20 protein-coding genes and 2 pseudogenes are annotated in these 24,959 nt (G+C 39.7%); 6 read left to right on the top strand and 16 right to left on the bottom strand.

Translation table 11 applies throughout. The features are described from left to right. The first annotated feature begins 63 nt into the window (after window positions 1–63). The 3 genes and pseudogenes from CYK18_RS03230 to CYK18_RS11035 all read left to right on the top strand — a co-directional run bounded on the left by CYK18_RS03230 (window position 64) and on the right by CYK18_RS11035 (window position 1,007). The gene (locus CYK18_RS03230) at window positions 64–306 is read left to right on the top strand and encodes a type B 50S ribosomal protein L31 (protein WP_000710764.1); all 243 of its coding nucleotides are present in this window, start codon (window positions 64–66) and stop codon (window positions 304–306) included. Window positions 307–433: 127 nt separating this feature from the next. Further along, window positions 434–718, top strand: a complete 285-nt coding sequence (gene relB / locus CYK18_RS03235; protein ID WP_101785030.1) for a type II toxin-antitoxin system RelB/ParD family antitoxin — start codon at window positions 434–436, stop codon at window positions 716–718. Further along, window positions 708–1,007: pseudogene (locus CYK18_RS11035) on the top strand (type II toxin-antitoxin system RelE/ParE family toxin). Before relB ends, CYK18_RS11035 begins: the two are co-directional and overlap by 11 nt. Before the next feature lie 153 nt (window positions 1,008–1,160). On the opposite strand, the pseudogene CYK18_RS03245 reads toward CYK18_RS11035, so the two are convergent. Next, a pseudogene (locus tag CYK18_RS03245) lies at window positions 1,161–1,605 on the bottom strand (imelysin family protein); the annotation flags it as partial. Between the two features lie 185 nt (window positions 1,606–1,790). Between CYK18_RS03245 and CYK18_RS03250 the strand changes: the two are divergent. Then, the gene (locus CYK18_RS03250) at window positions 1,791–2,090 is read left to right on the top strand and encodes a YbaB/EbfC family nucleoid-associated protein (RefSeq protein WP_000981526.1); all 300 of its coding nucleotides are present in this window, start codon (window positions 1,791–1,793) and stop codon (window positions 2,088–2,090) included. Window positions 2,091–2,199: 109 nt separating this feature from the next. Here CYK18_RS03250 and CYK18_RS03255 read toward each other — a convergent pair whose 3' ends face one another. From CYK18_RS03255 to CYK18_RS03285, 7 genes are all read right to left on the bottom strand, one after another. Continuing rightward, window positions 2,200–2,973 (bottom strand): potassium channel family protein, encoded by a 774-nt coding sequence (locus tag CYK18_RS03255; RefSeq protein ID WP_101785032.1) that lies wholly within the window; start codon window positions 2,971–2,973, stop codon window positions 2,200–2,202. An 86-nt stretch (window positions 2,974–3,059) separates the two neighbouring features. Beyond that, entirely contained in the window at window positions 3,060–3,869 is an 810-nt protein-coding gene (locus CYK18_RS03260; protein WP_000004961.1) for an MBL fold metallo-hydrolase, read from the bottom strand. A 1-nt stretch (window position 3,870) separates the two neighbouring features. Then, the gene (vicK, locus tag CYK18_RS03265) at window positions 3,871–5,220 is read right to left on the bottom strand and encodes a cell wall metabolism sensor histidine kinase VicK (RefSeq protein ID WP_101785034.1); all 1,350 of its coding nucleotides are present in this window, start codon (window positions 5,218–5,220) and stop codon (window positions 3,871–3,873) included. Further along, the gene (yycF, locus tag CYK18_RS03270) at window positions 5,213–5,920 is read right to left on the bottom strand and encodes a response regulator YycF (RefSeq protein WP_101785036.1); all 708 of its coding nucleotides are present in this window, start codon (window positions 5,918–5,920) and stop codon (window positions 5,213–5,215) included. The genes vicK and yycF overlap by 8 nt, the downstream gene beginning before the upstream one ends. A 55-nt stretch (window positions 5,921–5,975) precedes the next feature. Then, window positions 5,976–7,151, bottom strand: a complete 1,176-nt coding sequence (gene mutY, locus CYK18_RS03275; RefSeq protein ID WP_101785038.1) for an A/G-specific adenine glycosylase — start codon at window positions 7,149–7,151, stop codon at window positions 5,976–5,978. Between the two features lie 547 nt (window positions 7,152–7,698). Beyond that, window positions 7,699–7,974: an HU family DNA-binding protein gene (locus CYK18_RS03280; RefSeq protein WP_001284642.1), complete on the bottom strand. Its 276-nt coding sequence runs from the start codon at window positions 7,972–7,974 to the stop codon at window positions 7,699–7,701. 107 nt (window positions 7,975–8,081) lie between these two features. Next, the gene (locus CYK18_RS03285; protein ID WP_101785040.1) at window positions 8,082–8,921 is read right to left on the bottom strand and encodes a DegV family protein; all 840 of its coding nucleotides are present in this window, start codon (window positions 8,919–8,921) and stop codon (window positions 8,082–8,084) included. Between the two features lie 141 nt (window positions 8,922–9,062). Between CYK18_RS03285 and CYK18_RS03290 the strand changes: the two genes are divergently transcribed. Next, a complete protein-coding gene (locus CYK18_RS03290) occupies window positions 9,063–9,911 on the top strand; it encodes a YitT family protein (RefSeq protein ID WP_101782020.1) in 849 nt (282 codons plus the stop codon). A gap of 87 nt (window positions 9,912–9,998) precedes the next feature. Here the strand turns inward: CYK18_RS03290 and CYK18_RS03295 are convergent, their stop codons facing one another. The 7 genes from CYK18_RS03295 to CYK18_RS03325 all read right to left on the bottom strand — a co-directional run bounded on the left by CYK18_RS03295 (window position 9,999) and on the right by CYK18_RS03325 (window position 18,816). After that, window positions 9,999–10,916 (bottom strand): bifunctional riboflavin kinase/FAD synthetase, encoded by a 918-nt coding sequence (locus tag CYK18_RS03295; RefSeq protein ID WP_101782021.1) that lies wholly within the window; start codon window positions 10,914–10,916, stop codon window positions 9,999–10,001. Between the two features lie 302 nt (window positions 10,917–11,218). Next, window positions 11,219–14,395, bottom strand: a complete 3,177-nt coding sequence (carB, locus tag CYK18_RS03300; protein ID WP_101785042.1) for a carbamoyl-phosphate synthase large subunit — start codon at window positions 14,393–14,395, stop codon at window positions 11,219–11,221. 447 nt (window positions 14,396–14,842) lie between these two features. Next, window positions 14,843–15,922 (bottom strand): carbamoyl phosphate synthase small subunit, encoded by a 1,080-nt coding sequence (locus tag CYK18_RS03305; RefSeq protein WP_000166837.1) that lies wholly within the window; start codon window positions 15,920–15,922, stop codon window positions 14,843–14,845. 49 nt (window positions 15,923–15,971) lie between these two features. Further along, the gene (locus tag CYK18_RS03310; RefSeq protein WP_101785044.1) at window positions 15,972–16,895 is read right to left on the bottom strand and encodes an aspartate carbamoyltransferase catalytic subunit; all 924 of its coding nucleotides are present in this window, start codon (window positions 16,893–16,895) and stop codon (window positions 15,972–15,974) included. An 18-nt stretch (window positions 16,896–16,913) separates the two neighbouring features. After that, the gene (gene pyrR / locus CYK18_RS03315; protein ID WP_000850023.1) at window positions 16,914–17,435 is read right to left on the bottom strand and encodes a bifunctional pyr operon transcriptional regulator/uracil phosphoribosyltransferase PyrR; all 522 of its coding nucleotides are present in this window, start codon (window positions 17,433–17,435) and stop codon (window positions 16,914–16,916) included. A 209-nt stretch (window positions 17,436–17,644) separates the two neighbouring features. After that, on the bottom strand, window positions 17,645–18,274 hold the full coding sequence (nth, locus tag CYK18_RS03320) for an endonuclease III (RefSeq protein WP_061714266.1): 630 nt from the start codon (window positions 18,272–18,274) through the stop codon (window positions 17,645–17,647). Beyond that, window positions 18,274–18,816: a YceD family protein gene (locus CYK18_RS03325; RefSeq protein WP_064276866.1), complete on the bottom strand. Its 543-nt coding sequence runs from the start codon at window positions 18,814–18,816 to the stop codon at window positions 18,274–18,276. The genes nth and CYK18_RS03325 overlap by 1 nt, the downstream gene beginning before the upstream one ends. A gap of 574 nt (window positions 18,817–19,390) precedes the next feature. Between CYK18_RS03325 and CYK18_RS03330 the strand changes: the two genes are divergently transcribed. Continuing rightward, entirely contained in the window at window positions 19,391–20,923 is a 1,533-nt protein-coding gene (locus CYK18_RS03330; RefSeq protein ID WP_101785046.1) for an ATP-binding cassette domain-containing protein, read from the top strand. A gap of 281 nt (window positions 20,924–21,204) precedes the next feature. Here the strand turns inward: CYK18_RS03330 and CYK18_RS03335 are convergent, their stop codons facing one another. Further along, complete coding sequence (locus tag CYK18_RS03335) at window positions 21,205–24,750, bottom strand: pneumococcal-type histidine triad protein (protein WP_101785048.1); 3,546 nt, start codon at window positions 24,748–24,750, stop codon at window positions 21,205–21,207. Between the last annotated feature and the right edge of the window lie 209 nt (window positions 24,751–24,959).

The following is a 24,959-nucleotide window of genomic DNA, read 5'->3' on the forward strand; positions in this document are numbered from 1 at the left end:
AGACTAGTATGGTAACAATCTATGGCTCGCAAAGAGACCATGGCAGAAAGGAAATATTGCAAAATGAAAAAAGATATCCATCCAGAATATCGCCCAGTTGTCTTCATGGACACAACTACTGGTTACCAATTCCTTAGCGGTTCAACAAAACGCTCTAACGAAACAGTTGAGTTCGAAGGCGAAACTTACCCATTGATCCGTGTGGAAATTTCATCAGACTCACACCCATTCTACACTGGACGTCAAAAGTTCACTCAAGCAGATGGACGCGTGGATCGTTTCAACAAAAAATACGGTCTCAAATAATGATAAAAAGACAGCTTCGGCTGTTCTTTTTTTGTTTCTTGAAATTAACTGCTGTTTTCATGTTCCAAACTCAAAAAAATAGAAAAGATATATACTAGTTATATATAGCATAGATTGGAGGTATACCATGACGACATCACTTACTAAGCAATACAATTTTAAAATCAATGAATCATCAATGGAACAAGCTAGAGCTATCATTAAGGAAAAAGGAATAACTATGACTGATACTATTAGTCTTTTTATCGAGCAGATTGTACTCGAACAGGATTTGCCAATAAAATCTGCAGAAGATTTACACCGTGAGCGATTAATTCAGGAACTACAAGCCCAATCTGAACGCGCCTTAAGAGAATATGAATCCGGACAAGGAACTTCCTTAGATGATATGAGGCTACGATATGGCTTATAAAGTAATTATTTCGACTGAGGTGATAAAAATACTGTGGCCAAAATTATTGACGGCTTAAAAATTTTAGAAAGCTTTCCTGAAGCTGGCTTTGATGCAGATGAAAAAAATCGAACTTAAAATCAAAAGTAAGTACCCCACATGAGGAAAAATTATCGGGCAGTATATCTTGCTTTACTTTATCGATCAAACTCAAAGAACTGTTTTTCTTTCCCACTTATTCCACACCAAAAGCGACTATATTACCTTGCTACAAAGCAAAAATAATAAAAACTCAAAATCATCATTTTGATGTCAACTGCTCCCTTAATAGCCTTGTGATTATAAAGAATACAGTCTTCATTTTAACTAGAAAACAAAAAAACTTTGCACTCTAGCTAGCCACGAGATGTTTTCTAGAGTACAAAGTTTTTTTATTAGTGCAGATTTACTCTTCCTTATCTTGATTTTCAGTTCCTTTAGTTGTATTGTCTTCCCAAAGGATACGCTCGATACGGTGGAATCCTGACCAACCTTTCTCGGTCTTGTTTTCGTCCATATAGTCTGCCAAACGGAAGTCAATCTTGACATCTGACTCACCAAAACTCTCAGCGATTGGTTCTGAACGCTCATAAGACATACGAATCAATGAATAGACCTTCTTGGCTTCTTCTAACTTACCTTCTTTCAACAGTTTGACAAAGCCTTCCGTATCTGTCAAAAGTTTATCGATTTGCTCTTGCACAAAAGTCTTATAGTCAGCAGTGGCCTTATCAAGCATTTTCTACTTGTCTTCATACAAGGCTGTAACCTTAGATGAATCGGTTGTATCTGCTGATTTTTCAAACCTAACAGCACAAGCTTGTCAATAGCAAGGCTGAAGATAAAAGGACAAAACCTAGTTTTTTCATTGTTTACTCCTATCGGTTCAGGAAACCTGAATTAATTTTACGTTTTATTTTATCATGTTTTCACTCATTTTTTAATAAATTTTCAGAAAATTTAATGTTGGGGGATTTATACTAACAATAGACTTTTAACCTCAAAATTGATAAAATAAGAAAGAAAATAAGATAAAAGGAAACTGTAAATCAACATGATGAACATGCAAAACATGATGCGCCAAGCACAAAAACTTCAAAAACAGATGGAACAAAGCCAAGCAGAACTTGCTGCTATGCAATTTGTTGGCAAATCTGCTCAAGATCTTGTTCAAGCGACCTTAACTGGAGATAAGAAAGTTGTCAGCATTGACTTCAATCCAGCTGTCGTTGACCCAGAAGACCTCGAAACCCTTTCTGATATGACCGTTCAAGCCATCAACTCTGCTCTTGAACAAATCGATGAAACGACTAAGAAAAAATTAGGTGCTTTCGCCGGGAAATTGCCATTCTAATAAAAATCACAAAAACGCATAATGTAAAGTGCCAGACCTTGATATTATGCGTTTTATTGTGTCAAGACTTACTTGATTTCTCCTCGAATCAAGTTTTGTCTCACTTTTATTATATTTTTTCAACTAAGTCTTTTATCATTCGATGTAGTTCTTCTATCTTTTCAGATTGTTTCTCTATTAATATTCTCTGACTAGATAATTCATCTTGGAGTTTATCAAATTGTATCTGTTCGTCTGGATTCTCCTTTACAAAAAAGTTCGTTAAGGTACTTGTTAACATTCCTATTGTACTAATCCCTACCAACATTAATAAAACAGCTATCCATTTCCCAAAAAGGGAAACTGGAACAATATCACCATAACCAACAGTGGTTACTGTCACAAGAGCCCACCAAAGACTATCTGAGAATGATTTTTCTTCAACTACAGATAAAATTGAACTTCCTACTAGCACGATAAAGATATTAACATACAAGATATAAATCAGGCCATTTGTTCGTAAGAATCTACTAATTTTTCTTTCTAATTTACCTGTAAGTCCAATTATTCTAAGTAAACGAGTCAGTTTCAGTAATTTTGTCATCCTTGCTAAGCGAAAGATACGTCCTAATCGAAACACTATAAAAATAGCATTTAAAGGTAGGATAGCTAGCAGATCAAAGATATTTTCAATTATGAATCGCCATTTCTCTTTACTTAAAAAGAACCGCCAGCCATAATCTACCACAAAAACACCCCAAAGTAGTAAATCAATAATGTTGTACGTATGATTGTCCAAATCGACCATCTCAGCAAATCCAAGCAATACCAGAATAACAGAGATTAACGCAAGTATGATAATAGTTGTGTCATAGTAATCCTCAAATAACCATTTTCTTTTCACACTACTTCTCCTATATCATTTGTAAACATTATACCACACCAAATCCCTACTAGATATCTAAAAAAGAAGGCACATTCGCCTTCTTTTTATATATCTGTCAATGGTGTTGCGGTATCTGGTGAGGTATCATAAACCTTAAAGTCTACTCCAACTCCCAGATCAGCTTGTGCTAGCTGGTTGACCATGGTCATGTGAGCCAGCTCCTTGATATTGTTTTCCTTAGACAAGTGACCAAGATAGATTTTCTTAGTGCGATTTCCTAGCGTCCGAATCATGGCTTCAGCACCGTCCTCGTTAGAAAGGTGACCGAGATCAGATAGGATTCGTTGTTTGAGTCGCCAAGCATAGGAACCTGCTCGTAAAATCTCTACATCATGGTTGGACTCGATAAGATAGCCATCTGCATTTTCGACAATCCCTGCCATACGGTCACTAACATAACCAGTATCTGTCAAAAGGACAAAACTCTTATCATCCTTCATAAAGCGATAGAACTGCGGTGCGACTGCATCATGACTCACACCAAAACTCTCGATATCGATATCTCCAAAGGTTTTGGTTTTGCCCATTTCAAAGATATGCTTTTGTGAAGAATCTACCTTGCCAAGATACTTGCTATTTTCCATAGCCTGCCAAGTCTTTTCATTGGCATACAAATCCATACCATACTTGCGAGCCAAAACACCCACTCCATGGATATGGTCTGAATGCTCATGCGTAATCAAAATAGCATCCAGATCTTCTGGTTTGCGATTAATTTCAGCAAGGAGACTGGTAATTTTCTTGCCAGACAAGCCTGCATCCACTAAAAGCTTCTTTTTTGGAGTTTCCAGATAAAAGGAATTTCCACTGGAACCCGACGCTAAAATACTGTATTTAAAGCCTGTTTCACTCATTCTAGTCTTCTACTTCATCCTCCCATACTTCTTCTTTCACTGCATCCTTATCATAAGGGAGCACAATGGTAAAGGTTGATCCCTTACCGTATTCACTCTTGGCCCAAATAAAGCCTTTATGTTGTTTGATAATTTCTTTGGCAATAGACAGTCCCAGACCTGTTCCACCCTGGGCACGACTTCTAGCACGATCCACACGATAAAAACGGTCAAAAATACGTGGTAAATCCTGCTTAGGAATACCCAAACCTTGGTCTGAGATGGATAAAATCATCTGATCATCAGTCGTCTTCATGGTCACTGTGATTTTTCCACCATCTGGCGAATACTTGATGGCATTGTTAAGAATATTATCAATCACCTGTGTCATCTTATCTGTATCAATTTCAATCCAGACAGAGGTAATTGGATAATCCCTTACCAAATCATATTTTTTCTCTTCATCCTGCCCTCTTATCTGATCAAAACGGTTGAGGATAAAAGTAATAAAGGCAGTAAAGTTAATCAGTTCCACATCTAGGTGACTGGTCGCATTATCAATCCGTGAGAGATGGAGGAGATCCGTCACCATTCGCATCATACGGTTGGTTTCATCTAGAGATACCTTGATAAAGTCTGGTGCTACAGTTTCACACAAAGCCCCCTCATCCAAGGCTTCAAGATAAGATTTCACACTAGTTAGAGGAGTACGTAGCTCATGACTAACGTTGGAAACAAAGAGCCTCCGTTCGCGTTCTTCCTTCTCCTGCTCCGTCGTATCATGCAAAACAGCAACCAGACCCGAAATAAAGCCAGACTCTCGACGAATCAAGGCAAAGCGAACACGGAGGCTTAGATACTCACCATTAGCATCCTGAGAATCAATGATGAGCTCAGGAATTTGGGTAATCAAATCACGAAGTTCATACTCATCTTCAATCTTAAGTAACTCTAGGATACTCTTGTTAAGAACATCTTCTTTCTGAACACCTAACTGTTTCTTAGCCATGTCATTAATCATAGTAATCTTACCACGACGATTGGTCGCAAGGACTCCGTCGGTCATGTAAGATAGGATACTATGTAATCGTTTACTCTCTTGTTCCAGATTTTCTTGGGTTAAACGAATTACTTCTGATAAATCATTGAGATTATTAGTAATATTGGTGATTTCAGAGCTTCCCTGCATATCCAATACCTGAGAATAATCTCCTGCAATCAGGTCTTTTACCTTTTGATTGATTTGCTTCAACCGAATATTATCCCGACGATTTTCTAGTAAGAGCAAGGTCACCACTAAAATAAAGCCAAGTAGAATGAGGATAAAGATAAAATCACTGGTTAAAACTGTATCTTTAATTAGTTTAATCATTATTTCTCATATAATAACCAACACCGCGACGTGTTAGGATATACTCAGGACGACTTGGTGTGTCTTCAATCTTCTCACGCAAACGTCTGATAGTTACATCAACAGTCCGAACATCTCCGAAATAATCGTAACCCCAGACCGTTTCAAGCAAGTGTTCACGTGTAATCACTTGACCGATATGAGAAGCCAAATGGTACAAGAGTTCAAATTCACGGTGGGTTAAATCTAGTTCTTCACCGTATTTCTTAGCAACATAGGCATCTGGAACAATCTCCAAGTCCCCAATTTGCAAGGGTTGAGTTTTATTTTCATCTGATTCTTGATTATCTACAGAAACCAAGTCCGTGCGACGAAGAAGAGCTTTAACACGCGCCTGCAACTCACGATTTGAGAAGGGTTTTGTCACATAGTCATCCGCTCCAAGCTCCAAACCGATAACCTTATCAAATTCACTGTCTTTAGCTGACAGCATGATAATAGGCACACTACTAGTCTTGCGAATAGTCTTCGCAACTTCTAAACCATCAATTTCTGGAAGCATCAAATCCAAAATAATAATATCTGGCTGCTCTGCTTCAAATTGCTCTAGCGCTTCACGACCGTTAAAAGCAGTTACAACTTCGTAACCTTCCTTGGTCATATTAAACTTGATAATATCTGAGATTGGTTTTTCATCATCTACAATTAATATTTTTTTCATATGTTCACCTTTTTCTCTACTATTATACCAAAAAAATAGCAAGAAGACACAATAGCTAGTCTTTGCTACTGTCTAAGTTGGCTTGTGCATAAGCCTGCCAGATTTTTTGTTGGGGTTTGGCAAGTGGAACATCCTTGAACTCTTCTGGTGAAAGCCAGCGAACTTCCCTATCTGAAAAATCATGAAAGTCACTCACCTGACCTGCTACAATTTGAACATGCCACTTTCGATGGCTAAAGACATGCTTGACAGTCTCAAAACAAACATCAAGCCAATCAACTTCTAGGTCATAGTCCTGCTGGAAACTCTCTTCTGGACTGGGGCCAAAGTTTACACTTTCTTCTGCAACCTGATGAAAGAGGTCAAACTGCTCCTCTTGCAAAAACTCATCTACTTCTATCAAGGGAAAATGCCAAAATCCTGCCAACAACTTTTCACTCTCATTTTTTTCAAGTAAAAATTGTCCTTGAGTATTTTTGACCACCAAGGCTTTAAGATAAATTGGGACAGGCTTTTTCTTGGGAGCCTTAATTGGATAACAGTCCATTGTGCCATTCTGATATGCCGCACTGAAGTCCTTAACTGGGCTTTCTTCTGGTCTTGGATTTACAGGCGCCTCAATATCTGAGCCCAAGTCCATCAAGGCTTGATTAAAGTCACCAGGCCTTTCTGGGTCAATCAGGATTTCCATCATTGCCTGAAAAATTTTGCGATTACTTGGAATCCCAATATCATGGTTGACTTCGAACAGGCGGGCCAAAACACGCATAACATTACCATCTACAGCTGGCTCAGGCAAGTTAAAAGCAATACTGGATATGGCTCCGGCCGTGTAAGGGCCAATTCCTTTCAAACTGGAAATTCCTTCATAGGTGTTTGGAAATTGACCACCAAAGTCAGTCATAATCTGCTGGGCTGCAGCCTGCATATTACGAACTCGAGAATAATATCCCAGTCCCTCCCAAGCCTTTAACAAACGCTCTTCAGACGCATTCGCCAAACTTTCCACTGTTGGAAACCAGTCCAAGAACCGTTCATAGTAAGGAATAACCGTATCCACCCTGGTCTGCTGGAGCATAATTTCAGACACCCAGATATGATAAGGATTTTTACTTCTACGCCACGGTAAATCTCGCTTGTTTCCATCATACCAGTTGAGGAGTTTCTCACGAAAAGAAAGGATCTTCTCCTCCGGCCACATGACGATACCATATTCTTTCAAATCTAACATATCTCTAGTATAACACAGAAGGTTTCACCTGTCTTTGTATCTGATTTATAATATTTTCAATAGACAGTATATGACTTTTCTTTCTACTTAAATATTTTTAATATGACTTCAGCTGAAAATCAATATAATATCATAGAATGCAATTATCCATCTTCATGGTTTGATTTTGAGACAAATAATACTCAATGAAAATCAAAGAGAAAACTAGGAAGCTAGCCACAGGTTGCTCAAAGCACTGCTTTGAGATTGTAGATAAGACTAACGAAGTCAGTCACATATATAATCCAAGGTGAAGCTGACGTGGTTTGAAGAGATTTTAAAAGAGTATAAGCTAGAAATACAGTATTATTTAAAATAGTCGATCATCCTACGGATAAACAATAAAGACTCATCTCTCTTATAAAACAATGAAAACGCAGATTGATATCATCCTAAAACAAGTAACAAAGGGAAAAATAGTGTTTTGCCCCAAAAATGCCCCAAAACAAACAAAAAAGCCTGTCACACAAGCTCAAATGCTTGATATGACAGGCTTTTTAAAGACTAATTATTTAACAGCGTCTTTAAGAGCTTTACCAGCTTTGAATGCTGGAACTTTAGAAGCTGCAATTGTGATTTCTTTACCAGTTTGTGGGTTGCGACCTTTACGTGCAGCACGCTCACGAACTTCAAAGTTACCAAAACCGATCAATTGAACTTTTTCACCAGCTGCAAGGTAGTCAGCTACTGCTGAAAATACAGCTTCAACTGCTGCTGCTGAGTCTTTCTTAGTCAATTCTGTAGCTTCTGCTACTTTAGCGATCAAATCTTGTTTGTTTGCCATGTTAATGATTCCTCCAAATTAATTTCTAATTAACAAATATAATCATATCCTAAAATCCCTTATAGGTCAAGTTAAAAACGCTGTTTATTCGCATTTTCTTTATTTTTTTAGGAATGGTAACGTACCAAAATAGCCCACGCATTCTCACCTGTATGAGTCTGAATAATAGAACCGGTTTCTAAAACAGAAATTGGTTTTTCAACATAGGCTTGTAAACTTTCTTTCATCTCTTTTGCCCAGTCAGCATTACCAGAATATGAAATTCCAATCTCTGCTACAGAACGTTCAGAGAGAGATGTTGTCAACTCATCTAACCATTTTTTAAAGGTTTTAGCTCCACGACCTTTAACAATTGGCTGCAATTCATGGTCTTTCATTTGCATGACAACACGGATATTGAGAAGTGAGCTCAACAATCCAGTTACACGGCCAATTCGTCCACCTTTTACTAGATTTTCTAGAGTAGAAACACCAATATAAAGCTCTGTATGTTTTTTTACCTCTTCAACGTGAGATAAAATTTCCGCCATATCTTTGCTTTCTTGTGCTAATTTCGCAGCCTCAACAACTTGGAATTTCAAGGCTTGGTCAGTAAAGGAACTATCGATAACTGTCACGTCGGCAGTAGATAGGCTGGCACCTTGGCGTGCTGCTTCTACAGTCCCCGAAAGAGCATGGGACATATGAATAGCAAGAATCTGGCTACCATCTTTGCATAGGTCTTCAAAAACTTCAGCAAAGACACCTACAGGAGGTTGACTTGTCTTAGGAAGATTCTTACTTGCTTGCATCAACTGAAGAAATTTACCTTCCTCTTTCAAATCCGCATCAGAATAAACAACATTATCAATCATTACAGATAATGGAACAATTGTAATATCTAATTGTTTTACTAGTTCTGGTTCAATAGTAACAGATGAATCGGTTACAATCTTAATTTTTGTCATAGTATCAATCTTTCTATTTTAGGATTCAGATTGGTTTTCTTACTTCTAATTATATCAAAAAAAGATTAAAAATCCTAATGGAGTCAATCAAATTTTCCGTAAAAATTTGATATAATCAACTTATAAGAAAAGAGGTGTCCTATGATTAAAAAAATTTACCCCATTTTAACCATTTTACTAGGTGCTGCTATTTATGCTTTTGGACTGACTTATTTTGTAGTTCCCCGTCATCTCTTTGAAGGAGGGGCGACAGGTATTACCCTCATCACCTTTTATCTTTTTAAAATCCCTGTTTCGCTCATGAACTTGCTGATTAACATTCCCCTTTTCATCCTAGCTTGGAAAATATTTGGAGCAAAATCCCTCTATTCTAGTTTGCTCGGAACCTTAGCCTTGTCTGCCTGGTTGGCTTTTTTCGAGCGTATTCCCCTTCATATTGACCTTCAAGGTGATTTACTAATCACAGCTCTTATAGCGGGAATTCTATTGGGAATCGGTCTTGGAATTATATTTAATGCTGGAGGTACAACTGGTGGTACTGATATTCTAGCTCGTATTCTCAATAAATACACTCATATATCAATGGGAAAACTGCTCTTTATCTTAGATTTTTGTATTCTCATGCTCATTCTCCTAATCTTCAAGGACTTGAGATTGGTTTCTTACACGCTCTTATTTGATTTTATCGTTTCTCGTGTCATTGATTTGATTGGAGAAGGTGGCTATGCTGGTAAAGGCTTTATGATTATCACAAAACGTCCTGACCAACTTGCTAAAGCGATTAATGATGATCTAGGAAGAGGCGTTACTTTTATTTCTGGTCAAGGCTACTATAGTCAAAAAGATTTGAAGATTATCTACTGTATTGTCGGTAGAAATGAGATTGTGAAAATGAAGGAAATGATTCATCGAATCGATCCTCAAGCCTTTATAACCATTACAGAAGCCCATGAAATCCTTGGAGAAGGATTCACCTTTGAAAAAGAATAAAAAGAGGTAGTGTAGTGACCTCAAAAGTTAGACTTATTCATCTATCTTTTGGGTTACAAACAGCCTCTTTTTTAATTACCCAAACTCTTAAGACCAATTCCGAGCTACTTCTTCATCAGCCCTTAACTGATCCACTAATTGGTCAACTGAGTCAAATTTGCTCATATCTCGAATGCGATCAAGCCAATAAACCATGACGGTTTCCCCATAAATATCTTGATTAAAATCAAAAATATTGACTTCAAAACGTGCTTCTTCTCCATCAAAGGTCACATTTTTCCCGACACTAGCCATAGCACGATACTTCTGTCTTTGAATCTCAACATCAACGACATAAACGCCATCTGCTGGCATATAAGTACGATCTAAAAGCACCAAATTAGCTGTTGGATAACCAATCGTACGACCACGAGCATTGCCATGAACCACCATACCTCTTGATGGAAGCGGTGCCCCCAAAAGTTCTCCTGCTTCTTTTACATTTCCATCTAAAATAGCTTGACGGATACGAGTTGAACTAATCTTTCCTTTCTCATCTTCTACAGGTGGAACGATAATGACTTCTCCATCAAAGTAATCCTTTAAGTCTTCTGCCGTTTTTTGGTCAGAACCAAATGTATAATCAAAACCTGCAACAATAATTTTGGCATTCATAGCCTTGATATAAGTTGCAAAAAATTCTTCTGCCGTGAGACTAGCGAATTGACTACTAAAATCAAGGAGATATAATTCTTCTACGCCTTCACGCTTTAATTTCCTCTCACGTTCAGCAGGGTTCAAAATATGTAAAAACAGATCAGGATGATAAGGCTCTAAAGCAATCTTTGGAGATTCATTAAAGGTCATAACGACGATAGGTAATAAATCTTTTCTCGCAGCCTTATTGGCAATGCGAAATAATTCTTGATGCCCCTTGTGTATACCATCAAAATAGCCGAGAACAACGACTGAATCAGATGGTGTACCAATATCTTTTTGGTTTTTTATAGGAATAGTAATAATCATAAAATAATTATATCATAGCGATAGCTTTTTCTGGAACAGAAAATCTAAAATGTCGTTTTTTTAACCTGAAATAGCCATTTTTGCAAAAGGGAGTACCATACAAATATATATTGACTCTGATATACTAGAATTACAAAAAAGGGGAACAATTAACATCATAAGCCATTCTCAATTTATTCTTATCGTATCACAATTCATCATCATCCTTGAGTGAAGAACTGATAGTTGAATAGCCTGCACTAATATCGCAAAAGCCAGCGTTTTCTGACGCTGGCTTTTAAATTGTGAAAAACTTTTCTAAACTAGATTGCTTCTGTAACAAAACTACGACTTTCAAGTACCTTAAGCATGGCATTAGCTGTATCTAGGGCTGTGAAGAGGGGCACCCCGTGTTCAATGGCTGAACGGCGGATTTGCTCTCCATCTTCGTCAGCAGTTCGTTTGGTTCCTACTGTGTTAATGATAGCTTGAATTCTTCCTTTGCGAACAAAACTTGGAATATCCTTATCGTCATCACCAATCTTACCAACAGGTTGGGCTTGCAATCCATGACTAGCAAAGAAGGCTGCTGTCCCTTCTGTCGCGAGAATTCCATAGCCAATATTTTGGAAACGACGAGCTAAGTCCAAGGCTTCTTCTTTGGCATCATCAGCAATAGTAAATACAACATTTCCAAAAGTTGGCAAGTGGAGGTAAGAAGCTTCAAAGGCCTTATAGAGAGCTTTTTCCAAAGTCGTATCAGAACCCATAACTTCCCCTGTTGACTTCATTTCAGGACCAAGTAAGCTGTCTACCTTAGCTAGTTTGGTAAAGGAGAAGACAGGTGCCTTGATATGAACGCGGGTGCTTTCAGGGTAAAGTCCATCTTGGTAGCCAAGTTCTTCAAGGTTTTGACCAAGAATGAGCTTAGTAGCTACCTGAGCCATAGGAATATTAGTTACTTTTGAAAGGAAAGGTACCGTACGGCTGGCACGTGGATTGACCTCAATAACGTAGACTTTTTCATCCTTGATAACAAACTGGATGTTCATCATTCCAAGGCAGTTAAGACCGATTGCTAGGCGTTTAGTATAGTCTGCGATTGTTTCTTGCACCTTTTGCGACAAGGTTTGTGGTGGGTAAACGGCCATTGAGTCACCTGAGTGGACACCGGCACGTTCGATATGCTCCATGATACCTGGGATAAGGACATTTTCTCCGTCTGAAATGGCATCGACTTCACACTCTTGTCCGACGATATAAGAGTCAACAAGAACAGGGTGGTCTGGACTTGCCTTAACCGCAGTACGCATATAAGAACGAAGGTCTTCTTCGTTTTCAACGATTTCCATAGCACGACCACCCAAGACATAAGATGGGCGAACGAGGACTGGGAAACCAATCTTGCGAGCTGCAAGTACTGCTTCTTCTTCATTGGTAGCAGTTTGTCCTGGTGGCTGTGGAATATCCAAATCTTTAAGAGCTTGCTCAAAGAGGTCACGGTCTTCGGCACGGTCTAGGTCAGCAACCTGTGTCCCAAGGATGGTCACACCTGCTTTTGCCAATGGCTCCGCAAGGTTGATGGCTGTTTGACCACCAAACTGAACGATAACTCCTTTTGGTTGCTCAAGGTCAATGACATTCATAACATCTTCGAAAGTCAATGGCTCAAAGTAGAGCTTGTCAGACACAGAGAAGTCTGTAGAAACGGTCTCTGGGTTTGAGTTCATGATAATAGCTTCATAACCAGCAGCCTGAATAGCCTTAACAGAGTGAACGGTTGCGTAATCAAATTCAACCCCTTGACCGATACGGATTGGACCTGAACCTAGAACTAGGACGGATTCCTTATCAGACTTGATAGATTCATTTTCCCATCCATAGGTTGAATAGAAGTATGGTGTTTCAGAGTCAAATTCTGCCGCACAAGTGTCTACCATCTTGTAGACTGGGACAATCTTGTTTTCCAAGCGAAGCTGGCGAACGTGATCAGCAGTCGTTTTCCATAGTTCAGCAATCTTACAGTCTGAAAATCCATTTAGTTTAGCCGTTTTCAAAACGTCTAGATCTTCTGGATGAGCTCCCAACTCCTGCTCAATTTCAAAGATATGTAGGAGTTTATCGAGATAAAAGATATCGATTTTTGTAAGCTCTGCAATCTCTTCAGGTGTATAACCACGACGAATAGCTTCTGATACATAGAAGAGACGATCGTCTTGGGCTTTCACAACCTTTTCAATCAAGGCATCATCAGAAACTGATGCAAGTTCAGGTATTTCATTGTGATGAACCCCAATTTCAAGGGAACGACAAGCCTTAAGGAGAGATTCCTCGATGTTACGACCGATTGCCATGACTTCTCCAGTCGCCTTCATCTGGGTACCAAGACGGCGCTCACCTTTTTCAAACTTGTCAAATGGGAAACGAGGAATCTTAGCAACCACGTAGTCAAGGGCAGGCTCAAACATGGCATAGGTTGAACCTGTAACTGGGTTAATAACCTCATCCAAGGTCAAACCTACTGCAATCTTAGCAGCCAACTTAGCAATTGGGTAACCTGTCGCCTTAGAAGCAAGTGCTGACGAACGTGATACACGAGGGTTTACTTCGATGACATAATACTTGAAACTGTGTGGATCAAGAGCCAGCTGAACATTACATCCACCTTCAATCTTGAGGGCACGAATAATGCTCAAGCTTGCGTCACGAAGCATTTGGTTTTCATAGTCTGACATGGTTTGGGCAGGGGCAAATACAATGGAATCCCCTGTGTGAATCCCAACTGGGTCAAAGTTTTCCATGTTACAAACAACCAAAGCATTGTCAGCTGAGTCACGCATCACTTCGTATTCGATTTCCTTGAAACCTGCAATCGAACGTTCAATCAAACATTGGGTAACAGGTGACAATTTCAAACCATTTTCAGCGATTTCACGCAATTCTTCCTCGTTGGCACACATACCACCACCAGTACCACCAAGTGTAAAGGCTGGACGAACGATAACTGGGTAGCCAATTGTTGCTGCAAAGGCAACTGCTTCTTCTACTGTATTAACAATTTCAGATTCTGGAATTGGTTGGTTGAGTTCTTCCATCAATTGTTTAAAGAGGTCACGATCCTCCGCTTGGTCAATAGCAGATAATTTAGTTCCCAGAAGTTCCACTCCAAGCTCATCGAGAATACCATTTTTAGACAATTCCATGGCCATGTTGAGACCTGTCTGACCACCGAGTGTTGGTAGCAAGGCATCTGGACGCTCCTTACGAAGAATACGCGTTACAAACTCAAGAGTAATCGGTTCAATATAAACCTTATCAGCAATTTCCTTGTCCGTCATGATGGTGGCAGGGTTTGAGTTAACCAAGACAACCTCATAACCTTCCTCTTTCAACGACAAGCAAGCCTGGGTCCCAGCGTAGTCAAACTCAGCAGCCTGACCAATAATAATCGGACCAGAACCAATCACCATAATTTTTTGAATATCAGTACGTTTAGGCATAGTTTATGATACAAAGCCCGTAAAGAACACAGTGAAAATAGGAAACTCGGTGCAGACGCCTTCAGCGTCAAGACGATGTTTATCTTTTTCACACAGTTCTTAGGGCGTGTTCACTTCCGCGAACAATGTATCTTCTCCTTTCTATTCGGCAACTCTCAGGTTGCCATTAAATAAATTCTCCGACGATTTTTTAGCGAAACGATACTTTTCGGTAAAAAATCTAGTGCAGGGAGTTTTTAGTTCGCCTGATAGCGACTAAAAGAAACGACCTGCCTTTCTATTTGGCAACTCTCAGGTTGCCATTAAATAAGATACAAAGGACGAATAGAAAGCGATTGAATTTTAGGAAACCAAGGAAGGATTGACAATCCAAATTGGTTTCTCTAAATTCCGAGCTTTCCGTCCGTGTTCAGTTACATAAATTCTTCGACAAGCTTTTACTCGTTATTAATTTGATTGTTTAAATGCTTCCATCATCTCGATAAACTCGTCAAATAGGTAGCTAGCGTCGTGTGGACCAGGGGCTGCATCTGGATGGTATTGAACAGAGAAAGCAGGTTGATATCTGTGGCGCACACCTTCCACTGACTTATCATTGATTTCTTCGTGGGTGATAATCAAGTGCTCTGGCAAATCCTCACGGCTAACTGCATAACCGTGGTTCTGGCTGGTAAAGTCTACTCGTCCTGTGGCAATTTCACGTACTGCATGGTTAAAGCCACGGTGACCAAATTTCATCTTGTAGGTCTTAGCACCATTTGCCATAGCGAAGAGTTGGTGTCCCATACAAATACCAAAGATTGGAATTTTTCCTTGCACACCGCGAATCATATCGAGTGCCTGTGGAACGTCTTCTGGGTTACCTGGCCCATTTGACAACATCACTCCGTCAGGATTAAGATGAAGAATTTCTTCTGCCGTTGTTGTGTATGGAACCACGGTCACATTACAGTTTCGCTTCGAAAGTTCACGTAAAATTGAGTGCTTAAGACCAAAGTCTACTAGCACTACGCTCAAACCAACTCCTGGAGCTGGATAGGATGTTTTAGTAGAAACCTGCTTAATATTGTCTGTCGGCAATACCGTTGCTTGGAGCTGGTCCGTCACATGATCCATGCTGTCCCCAACATGGGTCAAGGTTGCACGCATGGTACCATGCTTACGGATAATCTTGGTAAGTGCACGCGTATCAATCCCTGAAATACCAGGAATTTTCTTGGCTTTCAAAAATTCATCCAAGGTCATTTGATTACGCCAGTTACTTGCTCTACGCGCTTCTTCGAAAACAACAACTCCCTTACAAGTTGGAATAATGGATTCATAATCATCACGGTTAATTCCATAATTTCCGACCAAAGGATAAGTAAAGGTCAAGATTTGTCCATTATAAGACTGGTCTGTAATGGATTCTTGGTAGCCGGTCATGCCTGTATTAAAGACAATTTCACCAGTTACATCAATATCTGCTCCGAAGGCCTTGCCTTCGAAAATTGTTCCATCTTCTAATACTAGAAGTCTTTTTGTCATATTTTCACCTCTCGTGGACGCTCACTGGCGTCTTTTAACGTCTTGTGTTTTAGTTGGCGTTTCTACTCGCCAGTACGGATTCTAAGATTGCCATTCGAACAAAGACACCATTGGTCATTTGTTGGACAATCCGTGATTTTGGTGCTTCAACCAAGTGGTCTGCGATTTCTACATCACGATTGACTGGAGCTGGGTGCATAAGGATTGCTGTTTCTTTCAAACGGTCATAACGTTCTTGAGTCAAGCCATGTTGGGCATGGTAGTCTTCTTTTGAAAAGACAGCTCCACTATCATGGCGTTCATGTTGCACACGGAGAAACATCATGACATCCACCTGATCAATAATTTCATCAATAGTTACAAACTGCCCATAGTCTGCAAACTCTTGACTTCTCCATTCCTCTGGTCCAGCAAAGTAAAGTTCAGCTCCCAAGCGTTTCAAAATCTGCATATTGGATTTGGCAACACGTGAGTGGTCCAAGTCACCTGCAATCGCAACCTTGAGCCCCTCAAAGTGGCCAAATTCCTCATAAATGGTCATCAAATCAAGCAAGCTCTGGCTAGGGTGTTGGCCCGAACCATCTCCACCATTGATAATGGAAGTCGTAATCGTTGGACTTGCAATTAACTCTCTGTAGTAGTCAACCTCTGGGTGACGAATCACACAGACATCCACTCCTAAAGCAGACAGAGTCAGGATGGTATCATAAAGTGTCTCACCCTTATTGACCGAACTAGTCTTCACATCAAAGTCAAGTCGTTCAAGCCCCAGTTTAATCTCTGCCACTTCAAAGGACTTATGCGTCCGTGTAGAATCCTCAAAGAAAAGATTGGAAACAATCGGATGGTCTTCATAAGGAAGCTGAGTTCCATTTTTAAACTCAATTCCTCGCTTGATCAATTTCATCACTTGATCGACAGTGAGGTCTTCCATGGACACCACATGGTTCAATGCTTGTTGATTTTCTGACATGGCTACTCCTTTAGCTTTCTAAGCTTCTTCAGTAATCAGAACTCTGTCTTGGCCATCAAGTTCTGCCATCTCTACGATGATTTCTTCAGAACGACTGGTAGGGATATTTTTCCCAACGTAATCTGGACGGATTGGCAATTCTCTATGTCCACGATCGACTAGAACTGCTAAACTCACGCGCGCAGGACGGCCATGACCTACAATATTATCAATAGCGGCGCGGATGGTACGGCCTGTATAAAGTACATCATCCACCAAGATAACTTCACGGTCTGTCACATCAACAGAAACCAAAGAAGTATCTTCTCCACTTTTAACATCGTCACGGAAAGGTTTGGTATCCAATTCCACAACAGGAACTGAAAGGTTTTCTAGCTGCTCCAAACGTTCTTGGATTCGGTGGGCGATAAAGACACCACGAGTTTTAATACCAGCCAAGACGATTTTATTCAAATCTTTGTTACGTTCGATAATCTCATAAGTAATACGCGTAATCGCTCGTTTGACGGTCAATTCGTCTACAACTTCTTTTGTCTTCATGACAAACCTCCAAAAAGAAAAGTCTCCTTAAACAAGGAGACTTGAAATGTATAGCCAAGCGAGCCCTACCGCAAACAGTATAGACTTCACCCTTCTACTTTATCGCGCTCCTTGCCTGCCTCACGGGACAGGTTTAAAGGAATATTTAGTTATCAATTACTATAGCACAAAGCAAGCCTAAAATCAAGCAAAAACTTTTGAGACCCATCTTATAAATTGCTAAAATCATATAATTGTGGGTACTGGTCACACTCCGGATTTTTAGGGTGACAGATGGCTCTTCCAAAATAAATCATGGCCTGATGGGCAGCTAACCACTGCTCCGGTGGCAAGATATCCATAACCCGTTTTTCCACCTCAAGCGGTGTCGCTGATTTTTTGACGATATCGTGGTGCTTACAAATACGCTCCACATGAGTATCGACTGCAAAGGCTGGAATTCCAAAGCCCACACTCATGACAACATTAGCCGTCTTACGACCAACACCTGCTAGACTTTCTAATTCTTCACGTGTCTGAGGAACTTGACCGTCAAAATCGTCTAGTAGCTGTTGGGCACATTTTTTAAGGAATTTAGCCTTATTCCGATACAGTCCCAGACGAGAAATGTGCGAAGCAATCTCATTCTCTGTCGCCACAGACATAGCTTGTGGCGTTGGAAAGGCAGCAAAGAGACCTGGCGTTGCCTTATTTACCGCTGCATCTGTCGTCTGGGCTGACAACATGACCGCAACCAGGAGTTCAAAATGATTGGTAAAGTCAAGACTAGGCTTGGCATCCGGGAAAAGAGCAATGATTTCTTCAAGCACCTTTCGTGCGCGTTTTTTTGACAAGACCATTATTCGTCTCCATCAAATAGTCCTTGTAAGCCAGCAAAAGGACTGTTTTCTTCTTTCTTAACTGCTTGTTGGGCTTGGTACTCTTCCTCTGTCATGATTTGCCAGTCATTTCCTGACACAAATCCTTGTCCAGCCTCTTCTTCAGCCGTCAAAACCTTGATAGGGATATTGAGCAGGATATTGTCTGATACGCTCTCAGCAAGGTCAAGTTCTCCATTTTCGATAGGCAAGACCAAGTCATCATCTAGAACTTCTTGATCTAGCTGGTTGGTTGCGCCTTCCATAAAAACTTCTGTGACTGGATAAGATTCAACTAGCTCAACTGGCTCCATACTGCGACTTGAAGCAAGAACAATGGTGTAAGATAACTGATAATCTAAGAAATACATACGATCTTCGTATTGTACTTTCCCAACTGCAAGAATATCTTTCACATCTAAAATTTCTTGATTACGTGCACGCAGGTCTGCGACTAGGTCTAAAGTTTGTTCAAAGTGCAATCCTTCAGACTGCTTACGAATTTCTTGAATATTTAATTTCATACTTCCTCCATAAAGATTTACTCTCTTGATTATACCATGAAAAGGCTACAAATCAGCCCAGCAAACTTTGTAATTAAAATTCGAATTTTTTGACATATTCACTATGATGTTTTTATTTTGTAGCGCTATACTGAGTAGTAAGGAGGATGCTCACATGGAAGACAAAGAGTTCATTACTAATGCTTACCACTCGGATTTTAGAACTTGGAATTTCCAGTTGTCTGTTGACAAAATTTCCTTAAAGGTATAGGATAAAGGTACTAATACTCGGAGGTAAGGGAGACATGAACAACTAAGTCTATCAAATAAAGAAACTTTATTTAGTAGATCTTGTTTTTGTCTCTTTTTGTATACTCTTTTATGCTCTTTTTCTGGCATTTTATACTCAATGAAAATCAAAGAGCAAACTAGAAAGCTAACCATCTGCTCCTCTTGAGTTGGATTAGGCAATCCTAAGCTAGTTTGACGAGCTTTTCAACGGGGATAATAGAGTTTTCAATAGTGACTTTTGGCTCTACTAGGTAAAGTAGAGCTTTTTGTTATGCACTATTGACATTCTAGAAAGGGCAACAATATGATAAACATCAATCATCTAACCATCACACAAAACAAAGATTTACGAGACCTTGTATCTGACCTAAACATGACCATCCACGATGGGGAAAAGGTAGCTATTATTGGTGAAGAAGGAAATGGCAAATCAACCTTACTTAAAATTTTTATGGGGGAAGCTTTGCCTGATTTCACTATCAGGGGAGACATTCAATCTGATTATCAATCAATAGCCTACATTCCTCAAAAACTCCCCGAAGAGCTGAAAAAGAAAACTCTACATGACTACTTCTTTTTAGATTTTATTGATTTAGACTACAGTATTCTTTATCGTTTAGCTGAGGAATTGCATTTCGATAGCAATCGTTTCGCAAGCGAGCAAGAAATTGGCAGTCTATCAGGGGGCGAAGCTTTGAAAATTCAGCTCATCCATGAGTTAGGCAAACCCTTTGAAATTCTATTTTTAGATGAACCTTCAAATGACCTAGACCTTGAGACGGTTGATTGGCTAAAAAATCAGATTCAAAAGATTAGACAAACTGTTATTTTCATTTCCCATGATGAAGACTTTCTTTCTGAAACGGCTGATACTATTGTCCACTTGCGACTGGTCAAGCACCGGAAAGAAGCGGAAACACTAGTAGAGCATTTGGACTATGATCGCTACAGTGAGCAGAGAAAGGCTAATTTTGCCAGACAAAGTCAGCAAGCTGCTAACGACCAAAGAGCCTATGACAAAACAATGGAAAAACATCGACGAGTCAAGCAAAATGTGGAAACTGCTCTTCGAGCTACCAAAGACAGTACTGCCGGTCGCCTATTGGCTAAAAAAATGAAAACTGTTCTCTCTCAAGAAAAACGTATTGAAAAGGCAGCTCAGTCCATGACCCAAAAACCACTTGAAGAGGAAGAAATCAGACTTTTCTTCTCAGATATACAGCCATTACCGGCTTCTAAAGTCTTAATCCAACTGGAAAAAGAAAATTTGTCCATCGGCGAGCGAATTTTGTCTCAGGGACTACAACTAACTGTCCGTGGCCAAGAAAAAATCGGTATCATCGGCCCAAATGGTATTGGGAAATCAACTCTGTTAGCCAAGTTACAGCAACTTCTTAATGATAAAAGAGAGATTTCGCTTGGTTTTATGCCACAAGATTACCACAAAAAACTGCAATTGGATTTATCACCAATAGCCTATCTCAGCAAAATTGGGGAAAAAGAGGAACTGCAGAAAATCCAATCCCACTTAGCTAGTCTCAATTTCAGTTATCCAGAAATGCAGCATCAAATTCGCTCCTTATCTGGCGGGCAACAGGGAAAACTCCTGCTTTTGGATTTAGTGCTGCGCAAACCAAACTTTCTCCTGCTGGATGAACCCACACGAAACTTTTCTCCCACTTCTCAACCCCACATCAGGAAACTCTTTGCAACCTATCCAGGCGGTCTCATCACTGTTTCGCATGACAGGCGTTTCTTAAAAGAGGTCTGTTCAAGCATCTATCGCTTGACAGAACATGGTTTGGAAGTCGTTGATTTAGAAGATTTATACTCATGAGGATAATTCTTTGCTTTGGAGCGCTATTTAAACATTATAATCAGTGAATAAATCTTATATCCACATTCAAGTCAATAATTTCTTTCAAGATCATTTGTAATCAACTCTAAATAGACGGATAAAAACTACTTCTAACTATCAAAAAACGAGTACCTCCTCAGTTGGAAATGCTCGTTTTCTTATGTTGCCATGGTTTATAATTACAGTGAGAAATAGGAAACAGCCTTGAATGGGAAAATCTCCTAGATCTACGACCACAAACTTTTTATCTCCCAACTTTTTTATTCTGCTGGTTTTTCTTGATTTCCAGTACTTGTTGTAGATTCTGTTGTTTCCTTTTCTGAAGCTGGTTCAGCAGGTTTAGAATCTGTTGTATTGCTTGGTTTGTTTTCGTCCCTTGCAGTTTCACTGTTAGATTCTGCAGCCACTGATGTTTCAGTTTCGGAACTTGTGTTCTCACCATTTGACTCGGCATTTGTCGCTGGAGTTGCTTCTTCACTTGAGCTTGATTTTGACTTGATTTCTTGATTCAAGACTAGAATAGCTTTTGTCAATTCAAGTAAAGCAGCTTTATCTTTACTCTTAGCAGAAAGTTGATCTAGTAAAGCATCTACCTTATCAAAGTCCGCATCAGAACCCTTGTTGTTTTCTAAATAAGAGTGAAGCGACATGAGAATATCGTAGAGTTTTTGATAGAGTACTAGTGTCTGAGGGTCTTGCTCAGCATTTTCCTTTTCTTGTTGAAGGGCGCTAGCGATACGAGTCAAGACATCTTTTACCTGACTGTTTACTTCATCCAAGTCCGCATCAGCCTTGTTTGTAGCAGCTTTGAGATTTTCTACTTCTTCTGCCAAGGATTGTCTGATTCCTTCTTCTTGGATTTGCTCTAAGAGTTGAGTTGCCTTGCTCAAGAGACTTTCTACTTGTTCCTTGCTAACATGATTGACATGTTCTTCAGGCATAAAGTCTCCGTACAGTTCTTTCAAGAAGCCATAAATAGCTGTCTTGGCACTTTGATTATCAACTTTTTCAGTATCTAGAACTGTTTGACTTGATTTCGCAGTAGTTGGCTGAGCTTTCAAAGCTTCTTCCACTTCTTGTTTTGCTTGATAGATGCTTGGGAATAATTTGTTCAATTCTGCTGCTTTTAGGAAGGATTGAGATTGATACAAGGTCCAAGTCAACTGAGCTACTTTGTTTCGCAGTTCATCACTCAAACGACCGTCATTTACGTGTTCGTAGAAATACTTGATGTATTCTACAGTTGTAACACCTGTTCGGTCATTAAAGTCTTGCAAGGCTTGAAGTTGTGATTCAACCGCTGCCAAACCTGCCTCATCTTTAGCCAACTTAGCTTCTTGGAGTCGAACGAGAAGGTCTTTCTTAGGAAGCCCATAAGAATCTGTATCCAGTGTATTGATTTTATCAATCAAGGCTTGATATTTCTTATCTAGAGCACTTGTTTCAACAGGTTTGACACTTTCATCAATATGGATATATTGCTTATCAAAGAGATCAAGTGTCGCAAGATAACCCGCTGTAGAGTTAGTTGCCAGTTTCTTCATGTTTTCAGTAAACTGACCTAAAGCTAACTCAATCTGTCTTTGTTCGATAGGCTTGTCTTTGTAGATGCTTCTACTATCAGCTAGAAGTTGATCTACTTTTGCCAAGACTGCCTTCTCATCAAAAGCTCCAGGTTGGTAGTTAGATTGTAGAGCTGGAATCTTGTTTTTCAAAGCTACTTCATAGCCCTTCGTTTGAACCTTGATGTAGTGATTGTGATCGCCATGAGGAATCACAAAACTACCATTTTCTACCTGTAAACTATAAGGAGACACACCATCTCGCAAAGCAGTGGTATAGAGTTCATTTAAGAAATCAAGTTCTGGATTTCCTGTCTGGAGTGGAAGTCGAACGTGTTCCTTACGAACAGCATAGGGATGGATATGAGTTGGATCGTAGGCTTGGTCTGGATTTCCAAAAACAAAGAATCCGTTTGAAATTCTAATCGCTTCAAGTGGAACACCGTAGGTCTTCGAAATATAAGCAATCTTTTCTTCATCGCTAGCATCTCTTGAGAAAGACTCTACCGTTTTAGCAAGAGGTTTTACAGGCTCTGCATCATGATGTGTTTTCAGATGATCCTGTGCGGCCTTAATTTGCTCAGCTGTCAAATCTTTCTTATAGAAGTAATGATTATGGTCGCCGTGACTCATGACAAAGCCTTGATCATCCTCACTAATGACACGATCGGCATCAAAACCGTGATCATGGTCTTCACCATGATGGTGTCCATGATGATCTTCATCGTGATCGTCATCATGAGCTGGATTTGGTTTTGCTGTATTTGCCCCTTTCAAGTGGTCTTGCGCTGCCTTGATTTGATCAGCTGTCAAAACCTTCTTGAAGAAGTAATGATTATGGTCGCCGTGACTCATGATAAATCCTGCTTCATCTTCCGCAATAATACGATTAGCATCAAAGCCGTGCCCACCTTCTTCATGTTTCTCATATGAAGTTCCTGGATTGACTGGAAGAGATGGCGAAGGTGTTGCTAGACCATTGTTTGGAAGAGTCGGTTTACCAATTTGATTCGACTTAGGAATGTAATGGAAATGATCACCATGTCTGACGATATAAGCTGTGGCTGTTTCTTCGACAATATCTTTAGGATTAAAGATATAACCATCAGATGTTGAAGAAATTTCCTTATTTAACGTTGAGGAAGCATTATTCAATATAGATGGATTACTTGGAAGACTTCCTAGACTAGACGCTACTTCATTAGGTTTTTCATTTGTAGAAATCGTAGAACCAGTACCACCGATAGGCACCATTCTAGCAATCTTTTCTTCTAAAGGAGAGAGCTTACTGTAAGGAATAAAATGATAATGGTCGCCATGCGGAATCGCAACACCATTTGGTGTACGGCTGATAATCTTAGCAGGGTCAAAAACCAGACCATCTGATTCACTGTAACGTTGGTCGCTAGGTGAATCGTAGAGTTCTTTCAATAGACTTTGGAGACTTTCAGCCTTACCTTCTGGCTTGCTAGTTGATCCTTGTGCTACAGATTGCGTGTTATTGTCACTAGCTGCTGAAGAATAGCTTAGCTGACTTGGTTGCGTATTTTTGCCAGCTAAATGAGCTTTAGCGGCTGCTAATTCACTAGCAGACAAATCACTTTTTGGAATGTAGTGATAGTGTCCTCCGTGAGGAACGATATAAGCATCACCAGTATCTTCGATAATATCAGCTGGATTAAAGACATAACCATCATCTGTCGTATAGCGTCCCTGAGACCTTGCTACAGCAACATCAGAGCTGACCTTCTCATTATCTTTGACGTGTTCTTGTTTTTGACGATTGATTTCATCCTTAGTTCGAACATTATCAGCATGAGCTACATCTTTCAGGTAGACATAATATTTTCCATCGACCTTGATGATATAACCACCCTTGACCTCATTGACAATATCTCCATCCTTAAGTTTGTAGTTTGGATCCTTCATCAAGAGTTCTTCACTAAAGAGGGCATCATAAGGAACTTTCCCATTATAGTAATGATAGTGGTCACCGTGTGACGTCACATAGCCCTGATCTGTAATTTTGATGACAATTTGCTCAGCCTGAATTCCTTCTTTCTGGCTAACCTGATCTGGTGTCAGGTTTTCAGTTTTCTGACTTGACTGGCTGCCATCCACATAAGAGACACGATTATCGTCCTTATTTTCCTGCGAGCGATGCTGGTTCAGTGCATAGGCGCAAAGACTCAAGGATACGATAACAGCTGATCCAGCTGCTATATACTTTTTACTGAATTTCATAAATCCCTCATTTCAATAAATGATGAAGCTTTTTCTTAACTTCCTTTACTTGATTAAATAGTTTTCTAAATTGGTTGTTTAACCAATTAATTAACCAGTAAATAGTTTACATTTTTTAAGTTTATCTGTCAAGATTTTTATGTCATAAAAAATCATGACCACCCCTAAAACGGGTGGTTTGCCTGTCTCACACCTGACTTAGCGAGACG

The sequence above is a fragment of the Streptococcus mitis genome (assembly GCF_002860865.1).
GTDB lineage: Bacteria > Bacillota > Bacilli > Lactobacillales > Streptococcaceae > Streptococcus > Streptococcus mitis_AT.

Bases quoted from the DNA above. Each gene is read 5' to 3' on its own strand.
- CYK18_RS03230 (WP_000710764.1), top strand. From the start codon at position 64: ATGAAAAAAGATATCCATCCAGAATATCGCCCAGTTGTCTTCATGGAC.
- relB (WP_101785030.1), top strand. From the start codon at position 434: ATGACGACATCACTTACTAAGCAATACAATTTTAAAATCAATGAATCA.
- CYK18_RS03250 (WP_000981526.1), top strand. From the start codon at position 1,791: ATGATGAACATGCAAAACATGATGCGCCAAGCACAAAAACTTCAAAAA.
- CYK18_RS03260 (WP_000004961.1), bottom strand. From the start codon at position 3,869: ATGAGTGAAACAGGCTTTAAATACAGTATTTTAGCGTCGGGTTCCAGT.
- vicK (WP_101785034.1), bottom strand. From the start codon at position 5,220: ATGATTAAACTAATTAAAGATACAGTTTTAACCAGTGATTTTATCTTT.
- yycF (WP_101785036.1), bottom strand. From the start codon at position 5,920: ATGAAAAAAATATTAATTGTAGATGATGAAAAACCAATCTCAGATATT.
- mutY (WP_101785038.1), bottom strand. From the start codon at position 7,151: ATGTTAGATTTGAAAGAATATGGTATCGTCATGTGGCCGGAGGAGAAG.
- CYK18_RS03280 (WP_001284642.1), bottom strand. From the start codon at position 7,974: ATGGCAAACAAACAAGATTTGATCGCTAAAGTAGCAGAAGCTACAGAA.
- CYK18_RS03285 (WP_101785040.1), bottom strand. From the start codon at position 8,921: ATGACAAAAATTAAGATTGTAACCGATTCATCTGTTACTATTGAACCA.
- CYK18_RS03290 (WP_101782020.1), top strand. From the start codon at position 9,063: ATGATTAAAAAAATTTACCCCATTTTAACCATTTTACTAGGTGCTGCT.
- CYK18_RS03295 (WP_101782021.1), bottom strand. From the start codon at position 10,916: ATGATTATTACTATTCCTATAAAAAACCAAAAAGATATTGGTACACCA.
- carB (WP_101785042.1), bottom strand. From the start codon at position 14,395: ATGCCTAAACGTACTGATATTCAAAAAATTATGGTGATTGGTTCTGGT.
- CYK18_RS03305 (WP_000166837.1), bottom strand. From the start codon at position 15,922: ATGACAAAAAGACTTCTAGTATTAGAAGATGGAACAATTTTCGAAGGC.
- CYK18_RS03310 (WP_101785044.1), bottom strand. From the start codon at position 16,895: ATGTCAGAAAATCAACAAGCATTGAACCATGTGGTGTCCATGGAAGAC.
- pyrR (WP_000850023.1), bottom strand. From the start codon at position 17,435: ATGAAGACAAAAGAAGTTGTAGACGAATTGACCGTCAAACGAGCGATT.
- nth (WP_061714266.1), bottom strand. From the start codon at position 18,274: ATGGTCTTGTCAAAAAAACGCGCACGAAAGGTGCTTGAAGAAATCATT.
- CYK18_RS03325 (WP_064276866.1), bottom strand. From the start codon at position 18,816: ATGAAATTAAATATTCAAGAAATTCGTAAGCAGTCTGAAGGATTGCAC.
- CYK18_RS03330 (WP_101785046.1), top strand. From the start codon at position 19,391: ATGATAAACATCAATCATCTAACCATCACACAAAACAAAGATTTACGA.
- CYK18_RS03335 (WP_101785048.1), bottom strand. From the start codon at position 24,750: ATGAAATTCAGTAAAAAGTATATAGCAGCTGGATCAGCTGTTATCGTA.